The organism is Geminicoccaceae bacterium (assembly GCA_020638465.1).
Classification (GTDB): domain Bacteria; phylum Pseudomonadota; class Alphaproteobacteria; order Geminicoccales; family Geminicoccaceae; genus JAGREO01.
This window is the reverse complement of record JACKIM010000002.1, coordinates 1,919,891-1,943,409: the sequence shown is the minus strand read 5'-3', so window position 1 is coordinate 1,943,409 and position 23,519 is coordinate 1,919,891. Positions and strand designations below refer to the sequence as shown.

The following is a 23,519-nucleotide window of genomic DNA, read 5'->3' as shown; positions in this document are numbered from 1 at the left end:
GCCCTGGCGATCGGAAAATACGGCAAGTCAATGTAATGGAACGCATGCCCACTCCGCCTGACCGGGGTGCGCTCGAAGGACAGGCGGAAGGGAGTATCGGCAGTGAGTCGTATCATCACGTTCATCGGTATGGGCGAGGCGGGAAGCGCCTTCGTTCAGGGCTGGGGAAAGGGAATCGATGCCCGGATCCGGGCCTATGACATCAAGAGCGACGATCCGGCCACTGCCGGGGAGATGCGCGAGCGCTACGCCGGCCTCGGCATCGAGGGGTGTTCGAGCGCCGCCGAAGCCGTGGCGGGAGCGCAGGTCGTCCTGTGCACGGTGACCGCTGATCAGGCGGTGCGGGCTGCCGAGACGGCGGCACCGTATCTCGATGAAGGCGTCTTTTGGTGCGACCTCAACTCCTGTGCGCCCTCGTCCAAGCAGCGCTCGGCCGGGATCATTGAAGCGCGGGGCGGGCGCTATGTCGATGTAGCGGTGATGTCGCCCGTCCACCCGAAGCTGAACATGACGCCGCTTCTGCTCAGCGGGCCGCATGCGCAGGCGATTGCGCCGGTGCTTGAGGCCCTGCCGACCTCGTTGCGGGTGGTCGAGGGGCCAGTGGGGGCTGCCTCGTCGATCAAGATGATCCGTTCGGTGATGATCAAGGGCATGGAGGCCCTCACCGCCGAATGCCTGCTGGCCTGCGTGGCTGCGGGCGTGGACGGCGAGGTGCTGGCGTCGCTGGGCAAGAGCAATCCGCAGATCGATTGGCCGGCGCAGACGGCGTACAATCTGGAACGGATGATGGTCCATGGCGCGCGGCGTGCCGCCGAGATGGAGGAGGTCGCAAGGACCCTCGCCGATCTCGGCCTTCCCAATGGCATGGCGTCGGCCACCGTCGAATGGCAGCGGCGGCTGGCGGGGCAGGGCCTGCCCGCACCGGATCTGGCCGATACGGACGGTCCGGCGATGGCACGGCGACTGCTGCCCTGCGTGCGCGGCGACGGGGGCGCCTGATCGGCGGATTCGGGATGAAAGTACGGTGGGAGGTCTGGTGATGAAGGTGCACATCCTCGATGACTGGTTCGACACGCTTCGGCACCTGCCGAGCTTCGGGCGCCTGAAGGGACACGAGGTGACGGTGTGGAACGACCACGTGACCGACCGGGACCTCCTGGTTGAGCGACTGGCACCGGCCGAGGTGCTGGTCCTGTTCCGCGAGCGAACCCCGATTGACGGGGCGCTGCTTGATCGACTTCCACAGTTGAGGCTTGTCAGCCAACGGAGTGTCTACCCCCATGTGGATGTTCCCGGATGTACGCGGAACAAGGTGCTGCTTTGCTCCAACATGCATTCGGACACACCGTCGATTGCCGCCGCCGAACTGACGTTCGGCCTGATCCTGGCGGCGGCGCGGCAGTTTCCCCGGCAGATGCACTCGCTGCGCGCCGGCACGTGGCAGGCAGGTGTGGGCCAGACCCTGCGCGGTCGCACGCTGGGCCTCTATGGCTATGGCCGCATCGGCCGCACGGTTGCCGGCTATGCGCGGGCCTTCGGCATGACCGTGATCTGGTGGGCTTCCGAGGCCGGCCGCGAGCGGGCCACGGCGGATGGCGAGACAGTGGCCGGCTCCCGCGAAGCCTTCTTCGCCGATGCCGACTTCGTCAGCGTCCATGTCCGCATGAAGCCCGAGACGCGCGGGATCATCCGCGAGACCGACCTTCTGGCGATGAAGCCGTCAGCGACCTTCGTCAACACCTCGCGCTCGGGTCTTGTGGCACCGGGCGCCCTGGAGGCTGCCCTTGCAGCGGGACGGCCCGGCACCATCGCACTCGATGTGTTCGATACCGAACCCCTGACCGATCCGGACGATCCGGTCGCCAGTCATCCCAACGTGATCGCCACGCCGCATATCGGCTATGTCACCGAGGATGAACTGGATCTCCAGTTCGCTGATATCTACGACCAGATCAACGCTTACGCGGACGGAGACCCGATCCACATGATCAATCCCGAGGTCTGGCGGGGACGCGGGCAGGCCTGAGCGGAGCCGCTTCCAGGTCGTATTTCATGTGAACCGCAACTAAACACCCTCGTTCCAGCCGCGATACCAGTCTACGAATTCCTGAACACCATTTCTTATGTCCGTGCGAGGCAGCTTTCCCACGAGAGCCTCTATCAACCGTGTGTCCGCCCAAGTCGCGGGTACATCACCGGGCTGCATCGGCATCAGGTTTCGCAGTGCCTTCCTACCTGTCGCGATCTCGATGGCTTCGATGAATTCCGCAAGCGCAACCGGTGACCCATTGCCTATATTTACAACGCGGAACGGTGCAACCGGCGAAAGGCTGTCCATCGGTCCGACAGGTTCTGATCCGGGAACTTTTCCAGAAAGACGGACGATACCCTCGACGAGATCTTCGACATAGGTGAAGTCACGTCGCATATCGCCATGGTTGTAGACGTCGATTGCCTCCCCCTTGAGAATGGCTTTGGTGAACTTGAACAAGGCCATGTCTGGCCTGCCCCACGTCCCGTAGACCGTGAAAAACCGGAACATGGTCGTCGGAATGTCGAACAGGTGCGAATAGGAATGGGCCATCGCTTCATTGGCAATTTTCGTTGCCGCATAGAAACTCATTGGATGCACGGCTCGGTGTTGTTCGGCGTAGGGCATTTCGGTGTTGGCGCCATACGCTGAGCTCGTGGAGGCCATCATGAGGTGCCTGGGCTTGCAGGATCGAGCGGCTTCAAGAACTTCATGCGTGCCAATCAAGTTCGATGTGACATAGGAGCGTGGAGCATCAATCGAATATCGAACACCGGCCTGCGCTGCCAGATGCACGATCACGTCCGGCTGGAAGCTGCTGACGAGCCCCGACAACAGCCCTTGTTCCTCAAGCATCCCTTTCTCGAAGGAAAACCCCGCGCGGTCCTGGAGGATTGAGAGGCGCGTTTCCTTGAGCCTGGGACTATAATACGGTGTCATGCCGTCAAAACCCATCACTTCCCATCCGTCACGCAACATCCGCTTTGCGAGATGGAACCCGATGAAGCCCGCCGCACCGGTGATGAAAACGCGTCCACCCATGATTTTGTCCACTTTCGAATCAATCCAGCCTGCTGCGCCACATCTACGATGGTATAGGAATTTTTCTCTTGCCCACGGTCAAGGCGTTGCCCAGTCAGTTCGAGGCGAGTTGCGGACAAGCGGCCGGGCAGAGCCGCCACTCGCCGCTTTGAGCGCCGTCGGAGCACCGCTCACGGCTCAACCGTTTAGTTCCCAAGCATATAGGCACACATCGTCTCCATCGCAACTTTCGCGCGTTTCTCTCGACCGGGGATATTTTCTTCAGTCGGTCACATCAACCGGTCAAGGATCTCGTTGACAGCGCGGGTGGGCAGGAGTTCGCCGGCGCGTACCGCACCTTCAGCCCGCTCGATGGCCTCGCGCGTGTCGCGGTCGCGGCGCAGGCGGTCGAGCAGGCGCCCTTCGAGCATCGACCACATCCAGCGCAATCGCTGGTCGCGGCGCAGCGCTTCCATCTCGCCGCTCGCCGTGAGCAGTTCGTGATGGCGGCTGATTTCCTCCCACACCTTGTCCAGACCGGTTTCGGCAATGGCCGAGACGGTCAGCACGGGGACCGTCCAGTTCGGACCCTTGGGCTCGATGATATGCAGCGCCCGACGGTAATGGGTGGCGGCCTGTTCCGCACGCAACCGGCCGTCGCCATCGCACTTGTTGACCGCGATCATGTCGGCCAGTTCCAGGACTCCCTTCTTGATCCCCTGCAACTCGTCACCGGCACCGGGCAGCATCAGGACAAGGAAGAAGTCGACCATGTCGGCCACAACGGTTTCCGATTGCCCGACGCCAACGGTCTCCACAAGTATGATATCGAAGCCCGAGGCCTCGCATAGCAGCATTGTCTCGCGAGTCATGCGCGCGACACCGCCGAGGGCGCCCGAGGTCGGGGAGGGGCGGATGAAGCTGCGCTCGTCGATGGACAACCGCTCCATGCGGGTCTTGTCGCCGAGGATCGAGCCGCCCGTGCGGCTGCTCGACGGATCGACGGCCAGCACGGCCACCCGATGCCCCCGGCTGGTCAGCATGGTGCCGAAGGCATCGATGAACGTGCTCTTGCCGGCACCCGGCACACCCGTGATCCCGATCCGCCGGCTTTTGCCAGTGCAGGGCAGCAATCGTTCGAGGAGGTTCTGCGCCCGGTCCTGATGTTCGGTCCTGCGACTCTCGACAAGCGTGATCGCACGGGCCAGTGCTGCCCGGTCACCGTTGAGGATAGCCTCGACCAGTCCATCTGCCGACAGCACCGCACGTGCGGTTGATGGCGCCCTGCCGCTCACCGCAACCGGTCCTATTCGCCTTCCAGAAGCACGGTCTCGCTGATCTCGATGCCGAAGCCGGACAGGCCCACGTAATGCCGCTGGTGGGTGGCGAGAAGGCGGATCGAATCGATGCCGAGATCGCGCAGGATCTGGGCTCCAAGGCCGACCTCGCGCCATTGGCGCAGGCGCTTTTGCGCACTGCTGTGCCCCTCGTCACCCGCATGTCCGTCGTCACCGCCACCGGAAGTGCTTGGTGGTGGCTGGCTCGCCAGGGGATCGCGAAGCAGCACGAACACGCCGCGTCCTTCCTTGCCCAGCCTGTCCATCGCCAGTTCCATCGACCGGCGACCGCTGCCACCGAACAGGTCGCTGATCGGCTGTTCGCGATGGATGCGGGCCAGCACGTCCTTGCCGCTGCCGATGTCGCCGAGAACGAGGGCCATGTGCTGGATGCCGTCGAACGGCGTCTGGTAGACGACGGCACGGGCCGGTCCGCCGATGGTGGTCGTCTGCACCTCGCTGATCTTCTGGACAAGGTGTTCGCGGCGCTGGCGGTATTCGATCAGGTCGGCAATGGAAACGATCTTGAGGCCGTGTTCGCGGGCAAACTCTGTCAGCTCCGGCAGGCGCTTGACCGTGCCATCGTCATTGACCAGCTCGCAGATGACCGCCGCGGGCTCCAGCCCGGCCAGGCGGGTGAGGTCGACGGCGGCCTCGGTATGACCGGAGCGCACCAGCACACCGCCATCGCGGGCAATCAGCGGGAAGATGTGCCCGGGGCGAACGAAATCCTCGGGACCCGCATTGCCATTGGCAAGCGATCGCACCGTTGAAACGCGTTCATCCGCGGAAATGCCGGTGGTAAGCCCGTAGCGGTAATCCACCGAGACGGTGAATGCCGTGCCGAGCGGCGCATCGTTCGCGCTCACCATCGGGTCCAGCCGCAGCCGCCTTGCGGAGTCCCCGGTAATCGGCGCGCAGACGATGCCACAGCAATGACGGATCATGAAGGCCATCTGCTCGGGTGTGGCGAGGCTGGCGGACATGATCAGGTCGCCCTCGTTCTCCCGGTCGTCATCGTCGACGACGATGACCATCTCGCCCCTGCCAATGGCCTCGATGGCCTCGTCTATGCTGTGAAGACCTGTCATGCGCTCCTACTCCTCGATGAACGGTTCTTCGTCGAGGAGGTCGATGCCGCCTCCACCGCCTCCACCGCCACCACCGACGCCGGCATGTTCGCGGATGCGGCGCTCGATATCGTCGGCGATTGCCGTGTTTTCCCTGAGAAAGTTCTTGGCGTTCTCGCGGCCCTGCCCGATGCGCTGGCTGTCGTACGAAAACCACGAGCCGGACTTGTCGACGATGCCGGCCTTGACCCCCAGATCGAGAAGTTCCCCGGTCTTGGAAATACCCTCGCCATACATGATGTCGAACTCGACGACCCTGAAGGGCGGAGCCACCTTGTTCTTGACCACCTTGACACGGGTCTGGTTGCCCACCGTCTCGTCCTTGTCCTTGACCTGGCCGATGCGGCGGATGTCGAGGCGCACCGAGGCATAGAACTTCAGGGCGTTGCCGCCGGTGGTCGTTTCCGGACTGCCGAACATCACTCCGATCTTGGAGCGGATCTGGTTGGTGAACAGGACCATGCACTTGGAGCGGTTGATCGAGGCCGTGAGCTTGCGGAGCGCCTGGCTCATCAACCGCGCCTGCAGCCCGACATGGCTGTCGCCCATTTCCCCTTCGAGTTCCGCCTTGGGTACCAGGGCTGCCACGCTGTCGATCACGATCACGTCGACGGCACCGCTGCGCACCAGCGTATCGGCGATCTCCAGTGCCTGTTCACCGGTATCGGGCTGGGAAATCAGCAGGTCGTCAAGACTGACATGCAGCTTGCGGGCATAGCCCGGATCGAGCGCATGCTCGGCGTCGATGAAGGCGCAGACGCCACCGGTCTTCTGGGCTTCGGCGATGATGTGCAGGGTAAGCGTCGTCTTGCCCGAGCTTTCCGGACCGTAGATCTCGATGACGCGGCCGCGTGGCAGCCCGCCGACGCCCAGGCCGATATCGAGGCCGAGCGAACCGGTCGAGATGGTCTCGATCTCGACGGCCTGCTCGTTCTGTCCCAGGCGCATGAGCGAACCCTTGCCGAACGAACGCTCGATCTGGGCAATGGCAGCATCCAGCGCACGCTGGCGGTCATCGGAAGACTGGCGGGAAGTCGTGGTAATGGCCATGATCTCACTTCAATCCCTGGGGGTTCGCGCTTTGTCGGCGCTTATATCGGCTGCAGCCCCGGAATCCCAGCCCTCTTACGGCTGTCGGGGCGATGCTGGGCGGGGCTGCAGGAGCACGAGGGCCAGGGAGCACAGAACGAGAACGAGGGCCATGACTTCGTTGATGCCGACGGCCTCGCCCAGCAGCCAGGCCGAACTGATCACTCCGACCACCGGGATGACCAGCGTGCTGATCGCCGCAACGCTCGCCGGCAGCAGCCGGACCAGGCGCAGATAGGAGGTGAAGCAGAAGACGAGGGCCACGAAGATCACATAGCACAGTGCGAGTGTCCCGGCGCCGCTCAGCCGTGAAAGGTCGGGCGGTGCCACGAATGCGAGCCACCAGGCGAGGATCGGGATGCCGCCGGTGACCAGCATCCATCCCGAGAGGGCGTTGGTGCCGATCTGCCAGTCGAACGCCTTGACCCCCACCGTGCCCGCACCCCAGCACATGGCGGCGGCAAGGATCAGCAGGGTACCCCACGGCGAGGCCCCGAGCACGAGGATGTCCGAGCCGATCAGGAAGATGATGCCGCTCATGCCGAGGACAAGCGCGGCCACGCGGCGCAGGGTGAAGCGCTCTCCAAGGAAGAGCACGCTCAGGATCATGGCCCAGACCGGCATGGTGAAGGCGACGATGGCCGCCCGCCCGCCTCCGACATGACCCAGTCCGAAGGCCGTGAGCATGTGCCAGCAGGTGATCGCGAGGAACGTGATGGCGAGGAACCGGCCCCACCGCGCGCGCGGCACCGCCATGCGCTCGCCGCCCAGACGCGCGATCAGCAGCAGCGTGAATCCCGCGCCGAACACGCTGAAGATGCGGAAGGTCCAGGGGTCAAGCTCGCCCACCACGAACTTCATGGCCGGCCAGTTCAGGCCCCAGAGGATGGAAATCGCGGCGATCAGGATCAGCGCGAGACGGGGGACCGGCGCTACTGCCTCAGAAGTCGAAGCAACGGCCACCTTTTTCCCAATCACCGAAACGGGTGGGCTCCGGTCCGTCCGGTCCGCCATTCTCGCCATCGGGCTGTATCACCTTCGCCGGCGCCTTGCCGGCCTTGTCCCCTCCTGCAATCGCGCCGTCATGCAATGGACTTCGGCGAAGCGTGCCATCCCCGCGATCCGCGGAGGCATCCGCGGTTCCGGCCTTGCCGGCGGTTTCCGGCGTCACTCGGACATCACCTGGGCACGGGCCTGGCTGTCGCACAGTTCCATCTGCTTGCGCAGCATGTGGTCGCTGATCTCCACCTTGGCCGCATCCAGGTCCTCGCGGACCTTCTCGAACACGTCGTCGTCGCCGGGGCGCTCGAAATCGGCCATGACCACGTCCTTCGCGTAATTGAGCGCATCCTCGCCGTTCTTGCCCAGATGCGTCTCGGCGATCCACATGCCGAACAGCTTGTTGCGCCGGTTGCGGACCTTGAAGGCCACTTCCTGCTCGTGCTTGTATTTCGATTCCTCGCTCTTGCCGCGATCTTCCAGAGCCATGCAGAAATCCTCCGTCAACTGGTCATCCAAACGTTCCTGTCATATAGGCACTTTTCAGACGCAGCGCCATCCGGCCAATCGCAAACCGCGGGCGACATTCTTCATGTGCACACTCGTGATGCTTCGCAGACCCAGCCATGAGCAATGGCCGGTCCTCATCGCCGCCAACCGTGACGAGCTTTCGACGAGACCCGCCAGGCCGCCCGGGCGATACTGGGAGGATCGGGACGAGATCCGTGCGGGGCTCGACGTCGAGGCGGGTGGGTCGTGGTTCGGTGTCAACGACTACGGCGTCATGGCTGCCGTCCTCAACCGCCGGGGTACGCTCGGTCCGGAGGCCGGCAAGCGCAGCCGCGGCGAACTGGTGCTCGAAGCGCTCGACTATGCCGATGCCGAAGCCGCCGCCGCCGCACTGGCGCATCTCGACCCCGAGGGCTGGCGGCCCTTCAACCTGATCATCGCCGACAATCGCGACGCGTTCTGGATCCGTCACGCCGGTGATGGAATGCTCAGTTCGATACCCATCCTCAATGGGGTGACAATGGCCACGGCCGGCGAGCTCAACGACACGGACTCCGCGCGGGTGCGCCGCTACCTGCCATTGTTCCGCAGTGCCGAAGCGCCCGACCCGGGCAAGGGGGACTGGTCAAGCTGGCAGCTGCTGCTGTCCTCGACATCGTCGGAGACCGGCGACCCGAGGGATGCCATGTGCATCCGCACCGACGGAGCCTACGGCACGGTGTCCTCCAGCCTGCTGGCCCTTCCGGCCGACATCGGCGACCCGCCCGCATGGCTCTTCGCGGACGGCCCCCCGGACCGCGCGGCCTACGAGCCCGTCGGGGACTGAGCGCATGGCCCTTCCCGTGTTTCAGGTCAGGACCAGTTCTACCTCGCCCAGGTGCTCGATCTCGATGCGGGCGGTGCAGGGCGACGGGACCCATTGAACGGGGGTGATTGTTCCCAGGCTGACGAAACTTCCGGCATCGAGATCGCGGCCAAGTCGGGAATACCGGTTGGCCAGCCATACCAGGGCATCGAGCGGGTGGCCCATCAACTGGTCGGAAACGGCTTCGGCGACGCGCCTGCCGTCGATGAAGGTCCTCGCCCTGAGCTTGTCGAGGGGCAGGGTCCTCCATTCGCGAAATTCCCTGCCGAGTATACTTCCCGCATTGAAGTTGTTATCGGCAGCGAACGTGGCTGCTCCGGCGGTGCGGAACTGCTCGTAGCGATCGTCGACGATCTCGATGGCCGGCATCAGTGCCTCGACATGGCGGGCGATGCCGTGGCGGTCGTAGGGAGCGCCGGCGGCGGCGATCGTGTCGCCCAGCCGGACCGCGATCTCGGTCTCGATGCCCGGTGCGACGAAGGACGCATGCGGTATCCGGGCACCGGAATGGTTGACGGTTCGCTCGAAGACCTCGCCGGCGATCGGTTGTTCGACCCGCAGGAGGTCGCGCATGGCTCGTGTCGTCGCTCCGATCTTGTAGCCGCGACGCGGCCCGAGATGCCCTGCCAGCTGCCGGTTCGCCTCAAGCTGCAGGCCGTAGCCCTCATCCTCGCTCAATCCGTCGATCGCGGCAAGGCGCCTGCCTTCGAGCCTGTTGGCGACGATCCATCCGACCTGATCCACCTTGACCTCCCTGTTCGCACGACGCAGCTTGCATGGGCTGCGCGGGGAGAGGGTAGTGCTTGACAGGTTGAAGGACCAGATCGGTCGCAGGCAGGATGAACTGATTGGGCTAACCCGTGACCTCGTCGCATTCCCCACCGTCAACCCGCCGGGCGAGGCCTATATGGAATGTGCGGAGCATCTGGGCGAACGGTTGCGGCGGCGGGGCTTCGAGGTGCGCTACATCCGCGGCGAGGGGACGCCCGGCGACAGCGAGCGCTACCCGCGCACCAATGTCCTCGCCCGTTTCGAGACCGGCCGGCCGGGTCCCTGCATCCATTTCAACGGCCATATCGATGTGGTCACGGCGGGGCTCGGTTGGACTCGTGACCCGTTCGGCGGCGAGGTGGCGGACGGGCGCATCTACGGGCGCGGCACCTGCGACATGAAGGCCGGCATCGCCGCTGCCGTGATCGCCGCCGAGGCGCTGGTCGACAGCGGGATCGGGCTTTGCGGCGCCATCGAGATTTCCGGCACGGTCGATGAGGAATCGGGCGGGTTCGGCGGCGTGGCCTACATGGCCCGCCAGGGGCTGTTTTCCAGACCGCGCGTCGATCATGTCATCATTCCCGAACCGTTGAACGTCGATCGGGTATGCATCGGCCATCGCGGCGTATGGTGGGCGGAGATCACCACTCACGGCCGCATCGCCCACGGCTCCATGCCGTTTCTCGGCGATTGCGCCATCCGCCACATGGGGGCCTTCCTTGAACGGGTCGAACACGAGCTGCTGCCCGCGCTGGCGGCGCGCCGTACCGCCATGCCGGTCGTTCCCGAGGGCGCGCGCGCCAGCACGCTCAACATCAACGCCATCCATGGCGGCATGGGCGAGGACCACGACGGGTTGATGAGCCCCTGCGTTCCGGACAGCTGCCGCCTCACCATCGACCGCCGCTTCCTGCCGGAGGAGAGCCTCGATGAGGTGCGGGGCGAGGTGGTCGGCATCCTTGACGAACTCAGGCGCAGCCGGCCGGGATTCGACTATGCGATCGAGGAACTGATGACCGTGCTTCCCGTGCTCGCGGACCGCGATGCGCCCGTTCCTCGCGCGGTGTCTCGGGCCATCGAGGCCATCTTGCACCGTCGGCCGGAGATCATCTGCTCGCCGGGGACCTACGACCAGAAGCACATCAGCCGCATCGGCCACCTGCATGACTGCGTCGCCTATGGTCCGGGCATCCTCGATCTCGCTCACCAGCCCGATGAATATGTGATCATAGAAGACCTTGTCCATTCGGCACAGGTCATGGCCCTGGCAACACTCGAACTGATGGGGCATCCACTGGCCATTCGTTGAAAATCCCTTTTCGCCAACATTCCTCGAATTGTGGAGAAACGCCCATGAATCCGGTATTCCAGACACTTGGACGCCGCCTGCGGCTGGGGGTCGTCGGCGGCGGGCCCGGCTCCTTCATCGGTCCGGTGCATCGCCGGGCAGCCACCTTCGACGACCGCTTCGAGGTCGTGGCCGGCGTCCTCTCCTCGGATCCCGGCCGTTCGCAGGCCGCTGCCGCCGATCTCGGCATTGCCGCGGATCGGGCCTACAGCGACTGGCGAGCACTGCTCGACGGCGAGCGGGCGCGCGATGACGGCATCGATGCGGTCGCGATCATGACTCCCAACCACCTGCACTATCCCGTGGCCGATCGGGCGCTCGACATGGGCTACGACGTCATTTGCGACAAGCCGCTCACCCTGACCGCCGCCGAGGCCGTGGCGCTCGCCCGCAAGGTCCGCGATACCGGTCTCGTCTTCGTCGTCACCTTCAACTACTCGCAATATCCGCTGGTCCGGCAGGCGCGGGCGATGGTTGGCGCGGGCGAGCTGGGCGACATCCGCCAGATCCACCTGACCTATGTCCAGGGGCACAACGCCACGCTGGTCGAGGCCGACGGCAAGGGCAGTACGTGGCGATTCGACGCGGACAAGGCCGGTGCCTCGCTCATCCTGGGCGACATCGGCAGCCACGCCCACCATCTGGGTGCCTATGTCAGCGGCCTCGAACTCGATGCCGTCATGGCCGATGTCGGCGCCAGCGTTCCCGGCCGCACCGCCGATGACTATGCCGCGATCCTCCTGCGCTGGTCGAACGGCGCGCGCGGCACGCTCTGGGTGACCAATGCGGCGGCAGGCGGCGAGCACGGACTGGGCTTTCGCATCTTCGGTGCGAAGGGCGGTCTCGAATGGCAGCAGGAGCAGCCCAACACCATGCTCCACCGCCGCCTCGAAGGCTTCCCCGAACTCGTGACCCGTCGCCTCCACGGTGCATTGCATCCGTCCGCCGAACGCGCCACGCGAACCGAGATCGGTCATCCCGAAGGCTACCAGGAAGCTTTCGCCAATCTCTACGCCGACGCCGCCGAGGCTATTCTGGCGCGACATACCGGAAGAAGTGCAAACCCCCTTGCGCTCGACTTCCCGACGGTGCTTGATGGTGCCCGTGGCATGAGGTTCATTGAGGCCGCCCTCGAGAGCAGCCGCCGAAAGTGCTGGGTGGATTGTCGCCTCGCATTCTAGGCGTTGCCATGGCGGCCCAGGGAGAAAGGCGCATGGCGATGCTCTGGTTGCCGTCAACAACCGATTTCTCGACTCTCGTCATCCGGCGGGCGAAACCCCAGGATGCACTCGCCATCGCCGAGGTCTATGTCGACAGCTGGCGGCAGACCTACCGGGGACTCATGCCCCAGTCCTATCTCGACAGCCTCTCCGTCCCCAATTTCGAGCGGCACTGGCGGCGTACCTTCGCCGCACGCGGCTGGGCCTTCGTCGCCGAGGTGGAGGGGCAGGTCGTCGGCGTGTCCAGCGGCGGCCGCTGCCGTCGGCAGAGCATCGCCACCGGCGAGATCTACGTCCTCTACCTGCGCAAGGAATACCAGCGCCGCGGTTTCGGACGCGCCCTGTTCGACGCCTGCCACATGGAACTCGCCCGCCGCGGCATGGGTGGTACGCTGGTCTGGGTGCTGGAAAGCAATCCCGCCCGCGCCTTCTACGAGCGCCTTGGCGGCAAGCCCGTCTGCCATAACGAGATCAAGGTTGGTGGCACGAAGCTCAACGAGGTCGCCTACCACTGGCCCGACTGAATTTCCAAGGTGGGGCATGCTGCCCATGCCGGTGATGCCGGCCCGGTTGCACGGACGTGGCCCCCGGGTGCCGCAGGAGTTCTTGCCGAGCGGTGGTATGTCGTCCTTCGGGTCGAGGTTGAAAGACCGGATCGGTGATCCACGCCCTTCACACACCTTTTCTCTCCCCGATATCATCCGAAATGCCTTTTGGAAGCGTTAAGGGATAAAAATACGGGAAAAATCTTCAGGGCAGGAATTGCGCCTTCATTTTGACGCGCGCAGTGACGGGGCAGGAAAAATTATGGCCCAACCTTCGCGAAGTCGCTTCATGTAATAATCTTCAAATCGAAAAAAAATCACCAAATAAATGTAAGGAAATGTTCTTTGGGCTTTGCAAGATGGATGAATTTTTTGCACAATGAGCAGGTTCTCTATTGGTAGAAATGCTTATCCGCCGGCCGCTTTTTTCCGGTCTTTGCTATGGCGAATCCGGTCGCGGAGCGGGCAGGTCTGCCAGTATCGTCGGTCGAATGGAGTCCTGCCGGGATCGAAGTGTCGCTTTGCGAGGGGTGGACGTGGTGCCACGGGCCACCCGCATCGGTTTCCGGCGTGACGTTCGGCCGGTCTGATCCCTTCAGGCGGGCCCGTGCCATCCGGTGACCGGCCCGGCGACAACTCGTTGGTGGAACGATGACAAGCGACAAGAAATCCTGGACGCAGCACGATACGTCTTCGGCCGTCGGTACCGGGGATGTCTCGAAGGTCATTCATGGCCTGCCGGGCTGCTTTCGCTTCCCGTCTCCCTCCGGTCCGCATTTCCACAACCAGAACCACGGTCCCGTCGGCACGGTGCCGTTCAGGGCCGAGCGCGAGCGCCTGCGCAGCCTTGCTGCCTACATGCGTTCGCTCAATCCGGGCAAGGGCGAGCTGGAGATCTTCATCCACAACTGGGCAAGGATGATGGAGCGCATCGCTCTGGAGATGGAGGCATTCGGCGATGAGTTGCTGGCCCATCATGTACGGCTGGGTGATCCCGATACCTCCGACACGCCCCGGCCGCGCTAGGGCATCGATCCAGACAGATCATACTGATCTGTCTGGATAAATTGATGCAAGAACAAGGAACTAGGGCTCCGGATCTAACAGTCGGGAATGACGGCGATCGCGTCCACCTCGACCAGCCATTCGGGCCGGGCCAGTCCGCTGACCACGATCCCGGTGGAGACCGGGAAGACGCCCTTCAGGTGCCGGCCGACGGTGCGATAGACATCCTCGCGATAACGCGGGTCGGTGATGTAGATCGTGATCTTGCACACATGATTCATGTGAGAACCGGCCTCATCCAGTAATGTGGCGATGTTGCGCATCGCCTGTTCGGCCTGTCCCGCGGCGTCGCCGATGCACACGCTTTGCGCTGTGTCGAGGTCCTGCCCGACCTGGCCGCGGACGAACACCATGGTGCCACGGGCGACTACGGTCTGGCATAGGTCGTTGTCCAGCTTCTGTTCGGGATAGGTGTCGCGTGTGTTGAATGTCCGGATGCGCTTGTGGATCATGGCGGTTCCTGCAATTTCGCGAGGTTTTCGCGGCAAATGTTGCGAAAAATGTCTGCACCCGGGCTGAGCGCGCGTCCGCGCATCCGTGCCAGCACCAGCCGGCTCGGCCGCGTGTCGTCGGCGACGGGCCGGCATGCCAGTGCCCGGCCGTCATGGGTCAGGTTGCACGAGGGGCGGGTGGCGAGCAGGCTGAAACCGAGGCCATGCCCCACCAGCCCGCGAACCATCTCGATGGACGAGCTGCGATACGCGATCTCGACCTTCAGCCCGGCGTCGCGGAACAGGGACAGGAAGTAGTCGCGGCTCAAGGGGACATCCAGCAGGACCAGCGGGCGTCTGGCCAGGTCGGCCAGCCGGACAGCGTCCCTTTTGGCGAGGCGGTCGCTTCCGGCCATGAGGGCGTAGACCTTCAGATCCTGCAGCGGTTCGACGTGGAACTCGTCGTCGAGGTCGAAATCGTAGAGCATCGCCAGCTCGATTTCGCCGGCGCGCAGGCTGTCCATAAGTCTACGTTGGTCACCTTCTACCAAAGAGAGATTAATGCCAGGATGGTTTTTTTGCATTTTGGCAAGGAGGGGGGGCAGCAGCGCCGGGCCGAATGTCTGGAAACAGCCGAGACGCAGTGACGTGCCCTCGTCCTCATTCTCGCTCGACAGGTGCTCCGCGAGCAGCCGCGCCGGCGAGCCATAGGCGCGGTTGGCATAGATCAGCGCCAGGCCGGCACTGGCCACCACCGTTTCCTCCACGGCTCCGAAGAAGACATGATGCGTACCCACCTGCATGTGCTGGTCGAGCTCGCAATGAAAGGCGACGAGGCCGTCGGCCACGCGCGGGGTACCGTTGACTCCGTTGATCCATTCGGCGGCCGAGAACTTGTCGCCGTCACGGGTCGCGAGTCGTCCGGCGAAGACGTCCGAGATGTAGGACTGGTCGTCCCGCAGCAGGTTGACGCAGAACCGGCGGTTCCTGATGATCGCCGTCGATGCCCGGCTGGCCTCGTGCACGCAGATCAGCAGGGACGGCTTCGGCGAATCGGCGGATACCGACGACATGGCGGACACCGTGACGCCGACGCGTCCAGCCGGGCCATCCGTCGTCACCACGCTCACCGATGCAGCCGCATTGCTCATGCCGTCGATGAAACGCCGCCTTGCATCCTTTTCAGCCATCGCCTTCCATGATCCTCGCCACCGCCCCCACTCCTTGCTAGCAGGAACTGCGCCGGCGGGCATCACCAAGGTCATGACGTGCGCGAAACCTGCCAGCCGACTTTCGTGGAATTCGAGACAGACATGAACCCGGACGAACTCAAGACCATCGAGAAGGCCGCCATGCTGGCCTGGCCACCGGTCGAGACCGCCCCGCACCGCGGGTGGCTCATGCGTGCCGGCGGCGGGCGCTCGCGCCGGCTCAACTCCGTCTCGACCCTGTATTTCGACGATCCGCGGGGCAGGGGGCTCGACGCCGCCATCGACCATGTCGAGGCATGGTATCGTGCACGTTCCATTCCGCCCTGTTTCCATCTGGCGAGCCATGTCGAGCCGGGAGACCTCGACGACAGGCTCGCCGGACATGGCTACGCTGCCATCACCCCCACCGGCGTCATGACGGCGCCGATATCCGCCGACGCCGCAAGCGCCGATATCCGCGGCGGAGATGTGCTGCTCGAAGGGCGGGCCACGGCCCTGGTGATGAACATCATCTGCGACCCGCTCTGGTCCGCCCGGGTCCGCGGGGACCGCGCGGCCGTCTTCGCCCGGATCCGCCGGCCGCTGACCTTCGCCGTCATCACGCTGGACGGTATCGCCCGCGCCGGCGGCCTGTGCGTGGCCGATGGCGAACTGGCCGGCATCTTCAGCGTCCGCACCGACCCGGCCTTCCGCCGCCGGGGGCTGGCCCGCGCGCTGATGGCTCGGCTCGGCATCTGGGCGCATGGCATGGGTGCGCGCCGCTTCTACCTCCAGGTCGAGGACGACAACCAGCCCGCCATCAACCTCTACGGTTCACTCGGCTTCGAACGCATTTACGGCTATCACTACCGCCAGCTCGGCGAAGGCAGGGCCTGACCCGCAGCCGCACGGAACGACGAGGAAGGGACCGCCGATGCTCCGCGCCGTCACGGCCATACTGGTTGCCGTCCGGGCAACGACCGCGATCGCCGCCGACGGGCCTCCGCCACCGGAGCCGGTCGATGCCACCGCCCGCTACGAGGTCCGATGGACCGGCCTCACGGTTGGCGAAATCCTCGTCAACGTGAAAACTGACGCCAGTGGTCGGGCCTTGCGCCTCGACAGCCGGACCGCCGGCGCGCTGGACTGGTTCTTCACCTACCGCTCGACGATCACCAGCACCACCGGCCTCGAAGCGGGACGCCCGGTCACGACCCGGTTCGCGGCCAGCCGTGCCTTCAACGACCAGGAACAGGACTGGTCGCTGACCTTCGATGCCGCCGGCCGGATCCTGCAAGGCGAGATATCCGCGGAAATCGCCGCCGAGCACGAACCGGTTCCACCGGAGCTGCAGCACGGTCCCGACCCGCTCGCCTTTGCCATCGATGCGCTCGCCCGCCTCGGTCCGGGCGTCAACCTGCAGGGCGACACCTTCGACGGCAAGCGCGTCCTGCAGCTGGACATCGACTGCGGCGTCGAACGCGAGCCGGTGTCGCCGATCCCCGAAACCCCGCAGCAACCGGCCCTTGCCTGCCGGATCGGCGGCGAACTCCTGGCCGGCGCCCGCAAGGATGATGACGACGATGACGAGGAGGATGAAAGGACTGGCAGGGAACGGACCGTCACGGCCCGGCTCGTCGACAATCTCATCCCCGGCTACGCCATTCCGGCCATCATCCAGGCCGAGACCCGCTGGGGCACCGTCGTCACGCGGCTCGTCGAGATGACGGTCCGTTAACACGCTGTTAAGGAAGGTCGAAAAGGGGCGCCTCCTCCAACCCCACCAATTCCACTGTAGAATAGACTCACACGAAGGCGTCAGGGGATGCCGGAGAGCGATTTTCCGAATACGGGGTGGGGTTTGCAGACCGGTAGCGGTCGCCTCGCCGGCACGGGCGGCGGCGGCAGGTCGGGGAAATCGCCGGGCGGGAGCGCGCGGATCAGGCGCAGCTCGTCCGGCGCGAAGATGGCAAACGCACCCGACTGCGGGGTCGTCATCATCGCGTCGAGGATATGCTCGTGGAGACTTTTGAGCAGGCGGGACCGTCCCCTGGCGCGGAGCCTTTCCTCCTCGCTGCGGGATTTCCTCACCCTTGCGGGTTTCGCCGCTCCGGGAGTGTCCTTCGTGAGCGACCATGGCACCGGGCAGACATCCGGCACGTCGATCCCTCTGGCCACCGACTTCAGCAGCGAGGTGATGACATTCCCCATTCCCCTGCGTCCGGCACGATCCAGCCATGCCCTTTCGGCACCATCCGCCGATGCGACGGATTGCGCCAGGGAGTTGTCCTGCAACTGGCGGAACCAGTCGCGGGAGTGGAACAGCAGCAGGCGGTGGAGGATCGCCCGGAGGCCATGACCACCATGTGGGGATAGTCCCGCCCGCATCGCCGACAGGACACCCGCCACATGCGGCAGATGTTCCAGCCCGTCGACCTCCGCCATATCAAGCCGGACCGTCGACCCCGCCAGCACCCCGCGCCGCCCGGTCGCCACCAGCCAGCACACCTTCAGGAAACGAGGCGCGCCCCAGCGAAAGACCCGGCCGGCGAGTTTGCGCGGCAATATGGGGGGTGTGGCGGGGGTATGGGACATGGGGGGAGGTTATGATACAAGGGCAGTGTGAGAGTCAAGGAATATTTTCATAGAAATCCATGACAGGAGCCTAGACTGTCCTTCTATCGGCACCTTTCATGATTATTTTCGGCAATAAAAAAATCAAAACTATCCCATTCGGGGGATGTTCTTGCAAGAAAAACTAAGATAAATTCATCTGGACTTTGAAATAAAGTCATTAGAACCGTAAGTTGCATAAGATCGAGTCTTTATTCTTATTCTTGATGAAATTCTGAACATCATGGTCTTCGTAAAAAAAAGATGATGATCTTGTGTCTGGATAAATTCTGATAATTCGAATTGTAATGAAAGGCAGACTCAAAATGAGTGATAAATCCGAAAGGGCTTCGCTGGGGCTGGAACAGGGAAATCTCGAATTATTTTCGCAATCTGTTTCCGACCTGAATTCCGCTCTTCTTCGTCTGGCTTGCCCCGACATGAAGTTGCCGGAGAACCTGCCGCAGGCCAGACAGGATATTCAGCAAACCGATGCCCTGTCGGCCAATGGTGTTGGCCAGAACCTCGTCCTTGATATTCTCCCCCCCGGACCACCGGTTCCCCATCGCTCGGTAACCATGATCGTCCAGCGGATATGCAATACCGCTCTCAGCGGACAAGGCATCGGGGCAAGCGGACCCCTTGCCTTCATAAGCTGGTTCACGAAAGGGGCGCAGGCAACGCATCAATACCCGGATGATTTCGTCTACTATGTAGTGCCGCCGCCAGGCCGATGCTGGAACCTGGAATATCATACCATGATTTACCGGGGCGCAATCGAAGACGGTTGCGGATTTTCCAGCGAGTTCGAAATCAACCTGACAAGCAATATCGAGGATCCACTCGGTACGATCATCGGGTCATTCCAGGCAACGGACAGCATTTCCATCAGCGGAGGCGGTACGTGGATTTTCAAGTATCCCATCATCGCGAACGATGGGGCGGGGAACAGCTCGCGCATCGATGTCAAGGGCATCGTCAATGCGAGCTGCACGAATGTGCTTCCGTGACTTGAGGGCGTCCGGGATGCCCTGACCGGACATGTCCGGTGCCGTGGGCAGGGGCGGACCCGAGGTCCGTTCCTGCCTCGCCGGAACCGGTCCCCTTGTCCCGGACCTTCCTTCCTTTCCCGTCAGTACGTGGCACGGCCGCCCGACAGGTCGAAGACCGATGCGGTGTTGAAGGTGCAGCGGTCGCTGGCGAGCCATGCGGTGATTTCGGCAACCTCCTCGACCGTGCCCAGCCGCCCGAGCGGCGACTTGGCAATCATCGTGGCGACATGTTCCTCGCTCATCTGGGCAAGCAGGTCGGTCGCGACCGCGGCCGGTGCGACGGCATTGACGAGGATACCGGTTCCCGCAAGCTCCTTGCCCAGCGACTTGGTCAGCGCGATCACGCCGGCCTTGGCGGCACTGTAGGCGGCGGCATTGGGAGTGCCTTCCTTGCCGGCCAGCGAGGCGATGTTGACGATCCGGCCATATCCCTGACGGCGCATCAGCGGCACGACCGCACGGCAGGTGAGGAATACACCCACGAGGTCGATGTCGACGATCTGGCGGAAGGTGTCGATCGGGTAGGTGTCGAGCGGCCCCGTGGGTCCGGCGATGCCGGCATTGCACACGAGGATGTCGATGCGTTCCATCGAGGCGGCCGCGCGCTCCAGTTGTGCGCTGTCGCACACGTCGATGGAGGGATGCCCGTCGATGTCCCAGCTTTGCACGTGGACGCCGTCGGCCCTCAGGCGTTCGGCAATGGCGAGGCCAATGCCCTTGCCGCCTCCGGTTACGACTGCGGTCCTGCTTGTGCCGGTCATGTTCGCGATCCTCCGATGGCCCGATCTCTGTTGAACCCGTTCCCCCTTGAAACGGCGGTACGATGCGCCGCGTACGGACTGGCGGCAAGGGGGGAGTTGTGCTGGAATTCTCCTTGTAAAGGGACGGGTGGAGGTGTGGGATGATCGATGCCGGTTATGTGCGGGTGATGGCCCGTTATTCGGTATGGCAGAACGAGAGCCTGATTGCCGCCGCGGGCAGGCTGGACGACGAGGCCCGCCTTCAGGACCGGGGCGCGTTCTTCGGATCCATTCAGGCGACGCTCAACCACCTGTTGTGGGGCGACCGGACCTGGCTGTCGCGATTCACCGATCTGCCGGCTCCCGAATCGGGAATTCAGGGGTCGGTCCACCTGGCTCCCGACTGGCCAACCTACAAGCTGGAGCGGCGGGTCACCGATGCCGACATCACCTCATGGGCGAGTTCCGTCGGCGACAATGATCTGGTGGGGGAGCTTACCTGGTTTTCCGGAGCGCTGGGCCGCGAGGTCAGCCGCCCGGTCTCGCTGCTCGTCGTGCATTTCTTCAACCACCAGACCCACCATCGCGGCCAGGCCCACGCCATGCTGACGGCGGCCGGCACGAGGCCCGAGCCGACCGACCTGCCGTTCATGCCGGGGATGGGGTGAGATGGTGCCGGACGGGATCGTCGTCTCGGGCATGGCGATCCGATGGACGAAGGTCAGGGGACGTCGTCGCGGATGCAGGCCCTGAAGTGGCCGGGTTCGGTTTCGGTCAGCGGCGGCACGGTGCCGGCGCATTCCGGCCGTGCGTAGGCGCAGCGGGTGCGGAAGACGCAGCCGGAGGGCGGATTGGCCGGGCTCGGCTGATCGCCCTTGAGGATGATGCGCTCGCGCCGGGAAGCCGGGTCGATGGTTGGTGCTGCGGACAGCAGGGCCTCGGTATAGGGATGGCGTGGGCGGCGCATGAGGGTCTCGGCCGGAGCCAGTTCCATGACCCGGCCCAGATAGAGTACCATGACACGGTTGGAGACATGCTCGATCACGGAAAGATCGTGGCCGATGAAGAGCATGGTGAGGTCAAGGTCGCGCTGGAGGTCGCAGAGCAGGTTGACGATCTGGGCCTGGATCGAGACGTCGAGGGCGGAAACGGGCTCGTCGGCGACGATCAGCTCGGGGCCGACGGCAAGGGCGCGGGCGATGCCGATGCGCTGGCGCTGGCCGCCGGAGAACTCGTGCGGGTAGCGGTCGAGATGTTCGCGACCCAGTCCCACCTTCTCCAGCAGTTCGAGGATGGTGCCGCGGTCGGCGGGCAGGCCGTGGATGATGCGGGCTTCAGCGAGGATGTCGCGCACGCGCTTGCGCGGATCGAGCGAGGCATACGGGTCCTGGAAGATGATCTGCATGCGCCGGCGCAACTTGCGCAGGTCTTCGCCTGCCGTTTCGGTGATATCCTCGCCTGCCAGTTCGATGCGCCCGGCCGTGGGTTCGTGCAGGCGCAATATGGTGCGGCCGAGAGTGCTCTTGCCCGAGCCGCTCTCGCCGACGAGACCGAGAACCTCACCCTTTTCAAGGCTGAAACCGACGTTTTCCACGGCCTTGAGCGTGCGTCTTCCGAGACCGAGCGGACCGGCGCGGAGTGCGAAGTGCTTTTGCAGGCCCTCGACCCGCAGGAGCGGCGGATTCATGTCACCTCCTGCCAGAAGTGACAGCGCGAACGGTGTCCGGGAGCGGTCTCGACCAGTTGCGGCGCATCCCTGCGGCAGAGGTCCCGGGCGAGGGCGCAACGGGGGGCGAAGTGGCAACCGGCGGGCCGGTCGAACGGGCTCGGCACGACGCCCGCAATGGCCCGCAGCCGCTCGCGCGATCCGGGGCGGGGCACGCTGTCGAGCAGGCCGCGGGTATAGGGGTGGCGTGGATGGTCGAAGACCTCGCGCATCGGTCCCTCCTCGACGACATCGCCGGCATAGACGACCATCACCCGGTCGGCGAGTTCCGCCACAACGCCCAGATTATGGGTAATGAAGATCATCGCCAATGGTGGATCGCTGGTGCGTTGCAGCGATTTCAGCAGTTCGAGGATCTGTGCCTGAATGGTGACGTCGAGCGCTGTCGTCGGTTCGTCGGCGATGAGCAGGGCGGGTTCGAGCGCCAGCGCCATGGCGATCATCGCCCGCTGGCGCATTCCGCCGGAAAGCTCGTGGGGGAAGGCGTCGATGCGGGTTGCCGGATCGGGAATGCCGACCTTGTCGAGGGCGTTGACGGCCAGCCGGCGCGCCTCCTTCCTCGTGATGTCGCGGTGCTGGCGGATGGCCTCGGTGATCTGGTCGCCGATGCGGTAGACCGGATTGAGGGCGGTCATCGGCTCCTGGAAGATCATCGCCACGTCGTCGCCGCGGATCGAACGCAACTCCTCGTCCGATGCGGTCTCGACGTGCAGGGCGGACCCGTCGCGCCGGCGCAGGCGGATGCTGCCGCGGGCGATATAGCCGGCGGGCTCGGGCAGCAGGCCCATGATCGACAGGCCGGTCATCGACTTGCCGGAACCGCTTTCGCCGACGACTGCCAGGGTCTCGCCCGGTACGAGGCTGAAGCTCACGCCATCGACGGCCTTGACCACGCCACGTTCGGTCATGATGTGAGTGGCGAGATCCTTCACTTCGAGAATATTGTCCGCACGCGTTTCATCGGCATGGTCCGCGAGAGCGGTCCGGTCGGGCAGGGCTGCGGCCACTGCCGCCGAATCGACCGGTCGGGCCCGCGGGTCGAACAGGTCGCGCATGGCGTCGCACATGGCGTTGAAGATGAGGACGGTGACGATCAGCGCCAGGCACGGCCAGATCAGTCCCATGGCCGAATAATTCATGTAGCCGCGCGCACCGCGGATCATGAGGCCCCAGGACGGGTCGGGCGGGATGACGCCCAGCCCGAGGAAGGACAGGCCGGATTCGATGAGGATGGCGGAGGCGACCGTCAGGGACAGCTGGACGAGGATCGGGCCGGCGACGTTGGGCAGCACCGTCTTGAGGACGATGCGCGGTGAACCCGCACCGAGTGCCCGCACGGCCTCGACATAGTCGAGCTGGCTGATCGACAGCACCTCGCCATAGGTGACCCGGGCGAAGCCGGGGGCCAGCAGGACGGAAAGGCAGGCGGTCAGGGTCACGGCACCGGGACCGAACAGGGTGACGATGAGCAGCGCCAGCAGGATCGGCGGGAAGGACAGGACGATGTCCACCAGGCGAAGCGTGAATATCTCGGCCAGACCGCGGAAATAGCCACCGACGAGCCCGAGGGTGACGCCGATGACCATGGCGGCCAGCGAGGCGATGATCGCCACGCTCAGGGACACCCGCGCGCCGTACAGCAACCGGCTCAGGATGTCCCGGCCATATTCGTCCTGCCCGAGCCAGTGGTCGGCCGAAGGGGGCTTGAGCCGCCCGGCGACATCCATGGCGATGGGGTCGTGCGGTGCTATCCAGGGAGCGCCATAGGCCAGCACGAGCAGCGCCAGAAGGCTCAGGCCGGGCAGCAGCAGGGCGAGCTTGCGGCGGTCCGTCATG

The 23,519-nt window shown here is 64.4% G+C and carries 25 protein-coding genes; 11 read left to right on the top strand and 14 right to left on the bottom strand.

Going from position 1 to position 23,519, the window contains the following annotated elements; all coding sequences use genetic code 11:
- Window positions 1–129 precede the first annotated feature (129 nt).
- Together H6851_19365 and H6851_19360 are read left to right on the top strand one after the other, a co-directional pair.
- Entirely contained in the window at window positions 130–999 is an 870-nt protein-coding gene (locus tag H6851_19365) for an NAD(P)-dependent oxidoreductase (GenBank protein ID MCB9945771.1), read from the top strand.
- A 40-nt stretch (window positions 1,000–1,039) separates the two neighbouring features.
- Complete coding sequence (locus H6851_19360; protein ID MCB9945770.1) at window positions 1,040–2,026, top strand: D-2-hydroxyacid dehydrogenase family protein; 987 nt, start codon at window positions 1,040–1,042, stop codon at window positions 2,024–2,026.
- Between the two features lie 39 nt (window positions 2,027–2,065).
- Here H6851_19360 and H6851_19355 read toward each other — a convergent pair whose 3' ends face one another.
- The 7 genes from H6851_19355 to H6851_19325 all read right to left on the bottom strand — a co-directional run bounded on the left by H6851_19355 (window position 2,066) and on the right by H6851_19325 (window position 8,096).
- Window positions 2,066–3,073 carry an NAD-dependent epimerase/dehydratase family protein gene (locus H6851_19355; GenBank protein ID MCB9945769.1) on the bottom strand — a complete coding sequence of 336 codons (1,008 nt, stop codon included), beginning with the start codon at window positions 3,071–3,073 and terminating at the stop codon, window positions 2,066–2,068.
- A gap of 269 nt (window positions 3,074–3,342) precedes the next feature.
- Window positions 3,343–4,314, bottom strand: a complete 972-nt coding sequence (meaB, locus tag H6851_19350) for a methylmalonyl Co-A mutase-associated GTPase MeaB (GenBank protein ID MCB9945768.1) — start codon at window positions 4,312–4,314, stop codon at window positions 3,343–3,345.
- Between the two features lie 44 nt (window positions 4,315–4,358).
- Complete coding sequence (ribB, locus tag H6851_19345; GenBank protein MCB9945767.1) at window positions 4,359–5,480, bottom strand: 3,4-dihydroxy-2-butanone-4-phosphate synthase; 1,122 nt, start codon at window positions 5,478–5,480, stop codon at window positions 4,359–4,361.
- Window positions 5,481–5,486: 6 nt separating this feature from the next.
- Window positions 5,487–6,569 (bottom strand): recombinase RecA, encoded by a 1,083-nt coding sequence (recA, locus tag H6851_19340; protein MCB9945766.1) that lies wholly within the window; start codon window positions 6,567–6,569, stop codon window positions 5,487–5,489.
- A 75-nt stretch (window positions 6,570–6,644) separates the two neighbouring features.
- Window positions 6,645–7,571: a DMT family transporter gene (locus tag H6851_19335; GenBank protein ID MCB9945765.1), complete on the bottom strand. Its 927-nt coding sequence runs from the start codon at window positions 7,569–7,571 to the stop codon at window positions 6,645–6,647.
- On the bottom strand, window positions 7,549–7,698 hold the full coding sequence (locus tag H6851_19330) for a DUF1674 domain-containing protein (GenBank protein MCB9945764.1): 150 nt from the start codon (window positions 7,696–7,698) through the stop codon (window positions 7,549–7,551). The genes H6851_19335 and H6851_19330 overlap by 23 nt, the downstream gene beginning before the upstream one ends.
- A gap of 77 nt (window positions 7,699–7,775) precedes the next feature.
- Window positions 7,776–8,096 carry a DUF1476 domain-containing protein gene (locus H6851_19325; GenBank protein ID MCB9945763.1) on the bottom strand — a complete coding sequence of 107 codons (321 nt, stop codon included), beginning with the start codon at window positions 8,094–8,096 and terminating at the stop codon, window positions 7,776–7,778.
- A gap of 103 nt (window positions 8,097–8,199) precedes the next feature.
- On the opposite strand from H6851_19325, the gene H6851_19320 reads away from it, so the two are divergent.
- Complete coding sequence (locus H6851_19320; GenBank protein ID MCB9945762.1) at window positions 8,200–8,943, top strand: NRDE family protein; 744 nt, start codon at window positions 8,200–8,202, stop codon at window positions 8,941–8,943.
- Window positions 8,944–8,964: 21 nt separating this feature from the next.
- On the opposite strand, the gene H6851_19315 is transcribed toward H6851_19320, so the two are convergent.
- On the bottom strand, window positions 8,965–9,726 hold the full coding sequence (locus tag H6851_19315) for a fumarylacetoacetate hydrolase family protein (GenBank protein MCB9945761.1): 762 nt from the start codon (window positions 9,724–9,726) through the stop codon (window positions 8,965–8,967).
- Between the two features lie 55 nt (window positions 9,727–9,781).
- Here H6851_19315 and H6851_19310 point away from each other — a divergent pair, with 55 nt between their 5' ends.
- From H6851_19310 to H6851_19295, 4 genes are all read left to right on the top strand, one after another.
- Window positions 9,782–11,062, top strand: coding sequence for an acetylornithine deacetylase/succinyl-diaminopimelate desuccinylase family protein (locus H6851_19310; GenBank protein ID MCB9945760.1), 1,281 nt, complete (start codon window positions 9,782–9,784; stop codon window positions 11,060–11,062).
- A 44-nt stretch (window positions 11,063–11,106) separates the two neighbouring features.
- Window positions 11,107–12,282 (top strand): Gfo/Idh/MocA family oxidoreductase, encoded by a 1,176-nt coding sequence (locus H6851_19305; protein MCB9945759.1) that lies wholly within the window; start codon window positions 11,107–11,109, stop codon window positions 12,280–12,282.
- A 32-nt stretch (window positions 12,283–12,314) separates the two neighbouring features.
- Window positions 12,315–12,845, top strand: a complete 531-nt coding sequence (locus H6851_19300; protein MCB9945758.1) for a GNAT family N-acetyltransferase — start codon at window positions 12,315–12,317, stop codon at window positions 12,843–12,845.
- Window positions 12,846–13,517: 672 nt separating this feature from the next.
- Entirely contained in the window at window positions 13,518–13,892 is a 375-nt protein-coding gene (locus tag H6851_19295; protein ID MCB9945757.1) for a hypothetical protein, read from the top strand.
- A 74-nt stretch (window positions 13,893–13,966) separates the two neighbouring features.
- Here the strand turns inward: H6851_19295 and H6851_19290 are convergent, their stop codons facing one another.
- Both H6851_19290 and H6851_19285 read right to left on the bottom strand, forming a co-directional pair.
- The gene (locus H6851_19290) at window positions 13,967–14,383 is read right to left on the bottom strand and encodes a RidA family protein (protein MCB9945756.1); all 417 of its coding nucleotides are present in this window, start codon (window positions 14,381–14,383) and stop codon (window positions 13,967–13,969) included.
- Window positions 14,380–15,615 carry a flavin reductase gene (locus H6851_19285; protein MCB9945755.1) on the bottom strand — a complete coding sequence of 412 codons (1,236 nt, stop codon included), beginning with the start codon at window positions 15,613–15,615 and terminating at the stop codon, window positions 14,380–14,382. The genes H6851_19290 and H6851_19285 overlap by 4 nt, the downstream gene beginning before the upstream one ends.
- A gap of 60 nt (window positions 15,616–15,675) precedes the next feature.
- On the opposite strand from H6851_19285, the gene H6851_19280 reads away from it, so the two are divergent.
- Window positions 15,676–16,449 carry a GNAT family N-acetyltransferase gene (locus H6851_19280; protein ID MCB9945754.1) on the top strand — a complete coding sequence of 258 codons (774 nt, stop codon included), beginning with the start codon at window positions 15,676–15,678 and terminating at the stop codon, window positions 16,447–16,449.
- Between the two features lie 37 nt (window positions 16,450–16,486).
- Window positions 16,487–17,290 carry a DUF3108 domain-containing protein gene (locus H6851_19275; protein MCB9945753.1) on the top strand — a complete coding sequence of 268 codons (804 nt, stop codon included), beginning with the start codon at window positions 16,487–16,489 and terminating at the stop codon, window positions 17,288–17,290.
- Between the two features lie 80 nt (window positions 17,291–17,370).
- Here the strand turns inward: H6851_19275 and H6851_19270 are convergent, their stop codons facing one another.
- Window positions 17,371–18,147: a hypothetical protein gene (locus H6851_19270; GenBank protein ID MCB9945752.1), complete on the bottom strand. Its 777-nt coding sequence runs from the start codon at window positions 18,145–18,147 to the stop codon at window positions 17,371–17,373.
- Between the two features lie 344 nt (window positions 18,148–18,491).
- On the opposite strand from H6851_19270, the gene H6851_19265 reads away from it, so the two are divergent.
- Window positions 18,492–19,175, top strand: coding sequence for a hypothetical protein (locus H6851_19265; protein MCB9945751.1), 684 nt, complete (start codon window positions 18,492–18,494; stop codon window positions 19,173–19,175).
- Between the two features lie 122 nt (window positions 19,176–19,297).
- Here H6851_19265 and H6851_19260 read toward each other — a convergent pair whose 3' ends face one another.
- Entirely contained in the window at window positions 19,298–19,978 is a 681-nt protein-coding gene (locus tag H6851_19260) for an SDR family oxidoreductase (GenBank protein MCB9945750.1), read from the bottom strand.
- 140 nt (window positions 19,979–20,118) lie between these two features.
- On the opposite strand from H6851_19260, the gene H6851_19255 reads away from it, so the two are divergent.
- Window positions 20,119–20,625 (top strand): damage-inducible protein DinB, encoded by a 507-nt coding sequence (locus H6851_19255; protein MCB9945749.1) that lies wholly within the window; start codon window positions 20,119–20,121, stop codon window positions 20,623–20,625.
- 53 nt (window positions 20,626–20,678) lie between these two features.
- Here the strand turns inward: H6851_19255 and H6851_19250 are convergent, their stop codons facing one another.
- A complete protein-coding gene (locus H6851_19250) occupies window positions 20,679–21,644 on the bottom strand; it encodes an ATP-binding cassette domain-containing protein (protein MCB9945748.1) in 966 nt (321 codons plus the stop codon).
- Complete coding sequence (locus tag H6851_19245) at window positions 21,641–23,518, bottom strand: dipeptide/oligopeptide/nickel ABC transporter permease/ATP-binding protein (protein ID MCB9945747.1); 1,878 nt, start codon at window positions 23,516–23,518, stop codon at window positions 21,641–21,643. The genes H6851_19250 and H6851_19245 overlap by 4 nt, the downstream gene beginning before the upstream one ends.
- Between the last annotated feature and the right edge of the window lies 1 nt (window position 23,519).

Excerpts from the sequence above, each read along its gene's own strand:
- H6851_19365 (MCB9945771.1), top strand. The coding sequence starts at position 130 with ATGGGCGAGGCGGGAAGCGCCTTCGTTCAGGGCTGGGGAAAGGGAATC.
- H6851_19360 (MCB9945770.1), top strand. The coding sequence starts at position 1,040 with ATGAAGGTGCACATCCTCGATGACTGGTTCGACACGCTTCGGCACCTG.
- H6851_19355 (MCB9945769.1), bottom strand. The coding sequence starts at position 3,073 with ATGGGTGGACGCGTTTTCATCACCGGTGCGGCGGGCTTCATCGGGTTC.
- ribB (MCB9945767.1), bottom strand. The coding sequence starts at position 5,480 with ATGACAGGTCTTCACAGCATAGACGAGGCCATCGAGGCCATTGGCAGG.
- recA (MCB9945766.1), bottom strand. The coding sequence starts at position 6,569 with ATGGCCATTACCACGACTTCCCGCCAGTCTTCCGATGACCGCCAGCGT.
- H6851_19325 (MCB9945763.1), bottom strand. The coding sequence starts at position 8,096 with ATGGCTCTGGAAGATCGCGGCAAGAGCGAGGAATCGAAATACAAGCAC.
- H6851_19320 (MCB9945762.1), top strand. The coding sequence starts at position 8,200 with ATGTGCACACTCGTGATGCTTCGCAGACCCAGCCATGAGCAATGGCCG.
- H6851_19305 (MCB9945759.1), top strand. The coding sequence starts at position 11,107 with ATGAATCCGGTATTCCAGACACTTGGACGCCGCCTGCGGCTGGGGGTC.
- H6851_19300 (MCB9945758.1), top strand. The coding sequence starts at position 12,315 with ATGGCGATGCTCTGGTTGCCGTCAACAACCGATTTCTCGACTCTCGTC.
- H6851_19295 (MCB9945757.1), top strand. The coding sequence starts at position 13,518 with ATGACAAGCGACAAGAAATCCTGGACGCAGCACGATACGTCTTCGGCC.
- H6851_19290 (MCB9945756.1), bottom strand. The coding sequence starts at position 14,383 with ATGATCCACAAGCGCATCCGGACATTCAACACACGCGACACCTATCCC.
- H6851_19285 (MCB9945755.1), bottom strand. The coding sequence starts at position 15,615 with ATGCCCGCCGGCGCAGTTCCTGCTAGCAAGGAGTGGGGGCGGTGGCGA.
- H6851_19280 (MCB9945754.1), top strand. The coding sequence starts at position 15,676 with ATGAACCCGGACGAACTCAAGACCATCGAGAAGGCCGCCATGCTGGCC.
- H6851_19275 (MCB9945753.1), top strand. The coding sequence starts at position 16,487 with ATGCTCCGCGCCGTCACGGCCATACTGGTTGCCGTCCGGGCAACGACC.
- H6851_19270 (MCB9945752.1), bottom strand. The coding sequence starts at position 18,147 with ATGTCCCATACCCCCGCCACACCCCCCATATTGCCGCGCAAACTCGCC.
- H6851_19265 (MCB9945751.1), top strand. The coding sequence starts at position 18,492 with ATGAGTGATAAATCCGAAAGGGCTTCGCTGGGGCTGGAACAGGGAAAT.
- H6851_19260 (MCB9945750.1), bottom strand. The coding sequence starts at position 19,978 with ATGACCGGCACAAGCAGGACCGCAGTCGTAACCGGAGGCGGCAAGGGC.
- H6851_19255 (MCB9945749.1), top strand. The coding sequence starts at position 20,119 with ATGATCGATGCCGGTTATGTGCGGGTGATGGCCCGTTATTCGGTATGG.
- H6851_19250 (MCB9945748.1), bottom strand. The coding sequence starts at position 21,644 with ATGAATCCGCCGCTCCTGCGGGTCGAGGGCCTGCAAAAGCACTTCGCA.
- H6851_19245 (MCB9945747.1), bottom strand. The coding sequence starts at position 23,518 with ATGACGGACCGCCGCAAGCTCGCCCTGCTGCTGCCCGGCCTGAGCCTT.